This is a genomic window from Desulfamplus magnetovallimortis (assembly GCF_900170035.1).
GTDB classification, from domain to species: Bacteria; Desulfobacterota; Desulfobacteria; order Desulfobacterales; family Desulfobacteraceae; genus Desulfamplus; species Desulfamplus magnetovallimortis.
Map to the genome: position 1 here is coordinate 90,323 of NZ_LT828561.1, position 2,173 is coordinate 92,495.

The window sequence follows — 2,173 nt, forward strand, 5'->3', positions numbered from 1 at the left end:
AGTTCGGTAATTATTGAAGCTGATGAAACAGTTTAGCCTTCTCTATTTTGTGGAGATTCTCGGTTTTTGGGTGTTCTCCCGCTACTACTTTGATTATGATTTTGACTCTGATTTAGGTAATCAAAATTGGCATATGCTCAACATGGATCCATTCAAAAATACCGAGCAGCACATTACCCAATAAAAAAATCCTCTTTGGAATTACCTTTTTAAAACTTAAGGTCATATTATTCATCAATTTATTATCAAAGTAGTAGCGGGAGAGAAGGGAGGGGACAGGTCGATAATGCTTCTTTTTGAAGAAAGGGGGACAGGACAGGTCGATAATGCTTGACACATTATGTCATTATGATATTGTGATGACAAATTGAAATGAGAAAGAAAAAGTGGGGACAGGTACATTATGCTTGTCCCTTTTTTGTTTGCTCTTGACCGGCTGGGCGGGGTTGGTTATATCTGTGTGATATGAATAATCTTTTAAAGAGGAGTTGAATTGGTATGCCGACTATAAGTATGTTTTATGGAATAATTATCCGTATGCTTTATATGGATAACAGGCAACATCATTTGCCTCATCTTCATGTGGAGTACCAAGGCATGAAGTCGGTAATTACTATCCCGGATGGAGAACTTTTGGAAGGGGAATTGCCTGCAAAGAAATTACGACTCGTACAGGCATGGATTACCATTCATGAAGATGAAGTGATGGCAAATTGGTCATTGGCAGTAAATGGTGAACCTATTTTCTCAATTGATCCACTACGATAAGGAAATTTATTATGATTGAAGTGTGTCATGTCGATGTACGTCCAGATTATCATCTGCTTTTAAGGTTTAATACCGGAGAAAGTAGACTTTTTGATATGGAACCCTATTTGAAATATCCTGTTTTCAAAAAACTTCAGAATTCTGTAATATTTTCTCTGGCTCAGGTTGATTATGCTACCGTTACATGGCCAGGTGCTATTGATATTGCTCCGGAAACTCTTTATGAACAATCAATCTAATGGAAAGAATGGGGACAGGTACATTATGCGTATGCTGTCCCCGTTTTATTTGTGATTGTCATTTTGTGTTTCGGTGTTTATAATCAATCGTGCTGTTCGATGAGTCTAAATGACAAAGGGGACAGGTAGATAATGCACTTTTGTGAAGCTCAATTAATACAACCAGCTTGCCAAATACAATCAGCTGGGTTAATATATATTTATGGAAAAAAAGAAGCCTCACTACAAATTATCAGTCATCAAAGCCATGATTGAGGCAGGAAAAGTTCGCTCGACTGTGTCGGCACTTGCAGGTGCTGCTGCGTTAGGATTCGACTTTAATGGAATAGTTGACGTCATAATGCTACTGAGCCAGGCAGACTTCTACAAGAGTATGACGACTATCGCGGATCATCGGGTTTGGCAGGACGTATACCATCCTCTCACTCAATCTGGAGAGGTTTACCTGAAACTCACGGTCATTGATGAGGTACTCATCGTGTCTTTCAAGGAGCTATGAATATGAAATGTTTGTCTTGTTCGGCAGCCGAACTGCTGTATGATACCCGTGATATACTGTACACCTATAAGAATGAATCGACAGTTATTCCGGCTGTGACTGGGGATTTCTGCCCGGCTTGTGGTGAAGCTGTTCTTGATCCAACTGAATCTAAGCGCATTAGTATGGCAATGCTGGAATTCAATAAGCAGGTGAATGCGTCGATTGTCGATCCAGGCTTCATAGCGAATGTTCGTAAAAAGCTATCACTTGATCAACGGCAAGCTGGTGAGATTTTCGGTGGGGGAATCAATGCCTTCTTGCGCTATGAGAATGGCAGAGCTAAACCACCTCTTGCACTTGTAAAGCTCCTCAAGGTTCTTGATCGCCACCCGGAACTGCTTAACGAAGTCAGGACATGAGCAGGAAAAAAGGGGGCACTACTGCTACTCTCTACTACTACTACTACTACGGAAAGGGGAAAGTGGGACAGGTCGATAATGCAAGTTTCGTTTGTTTTCTTCGTCCCCTTTGTCGGAAAATTGAATGTTCTGTAAACTTTTGGCTTAGTGTTTTAGCTTTCAAGAAACTTCTTGACTAAAACAGGCGACCCGAGTAGAATTCCTTTTAATGACAGACAAAGAAACTACCATAGCAAGAAAAATGGGGACAGGTATGCTTTGTTTTT

5 protein-coding genes are annotated in these 2,173 nt (G+C 40.4%); all 5 read left to right on the plus strand.

What is annotated here, in order from left to right; genetic code table 11:
• The first annotated feature begins 22 nt into the window (after positions 1-22).
• The 5 genes from MTBBW1_RS28720 to MTBBW1_RS24270 all read left to right on the plus strand — a co-directional run bounded on the left by MTBBW1_RS28720 (position 23) and on the right by MTBBW1_RS24270 (position 1,907).
• Positions 23-184, plus strand: a complete 162-nt coding sequence (locus MTBBW1_RS28720) for a hypothetical protein (protein ID WP_186441690.1) — start codon at positions 23-25, stop codon at positions 182-184.
• A gap of 314 nt (positions 185-498) precedes the next feature.
• The gene (locus MTBBW1_RS24255; protein WP_080808603.1) at positions 499-768 is read left to right on the plus strand and encodes a DUF4160 domain-containing protein; all 270 of its coding nucleotides are present in this window, start codon (positions 499-501) and stop codon (positions 766-768) included.
• A gap of 11 nt (positions 769-779) precedes the next feature.
• The gene (locus MTBBW1_RS24260) at positions 780-1,007 is read left to right on the plus strand and encodes a DUF2442 domain-containing protein (RefSeq protein WP_080808606.1); all 228 of its coding nucleotides are present in this window, start codon (positions 780-782) and stop codon (positions 1,005-1,007) included.
• 202 nt (positions 1,008-1,209) lie between these two features.
• Positions 1,210-1,506, plus strand: a complete 297-nt coding sequence (locus tag MTBBW1_RS24265) for a type II toxin-antitoxin system MqsR family toxin (RefSeq protein WP_080808609.1) — start codon at positions 1,210-1,212, stop codon at positions 1,504-1,506.
• Positions 1,507-1,508: 2 nt separating this feature from the next.
• Positions 1,509-1,907, plus strand: a complete 399-nt coding sequence (locus MTBBW1_RS24270; RefSeq protein WP_080808612.1) for a type II TA system antitoxin MqsA family protein — start codon at positions 1,509-1,511, stop codon at positions 1,905-1,907.
• Positions 1,908-2,173 lie beyond the last annotated feature (266 nt).

Bases quoted from the DNA above. Each gene is read 5' to 3' on its own strand.
- MTBBW1_RS24265 (WP_080808609.1), top strand. From the start codon at position 1,210: ATGGAAAAAAAGAAGCCTCACTACAAATTATCAGTCATCAAAGCCATG.
- MTBBW1_RS24270 (WP_080808612.1), top strand. From the start codon at position 1,509: ATGAAATGTTTGTCTTGTTCGGCAGCCGAACTGCTGTATGATACCCGT.
- MTBBW1_RS24255 (WP_080808603.1), top strand. From the start codon at position 499: ATGCCGACTATAAGTATGTTTTATGGAATAATTATCCGTATGCTTTAT.
- MTBBW1_RS24260 (WP_080808606.1), top strand. From the start codon at position 780: ATGATTGAAGTGTGTCATGTCGATGTACGTCCAGATTATCATCTGCTT.
- MTBBW1_RS28720 (WP_186441690.1), top strand. From the start codon at position 23: ATGAAACAGTTTAGCCTTCTCTATTTTGTGGAGATTCTCGGTTTTTGG.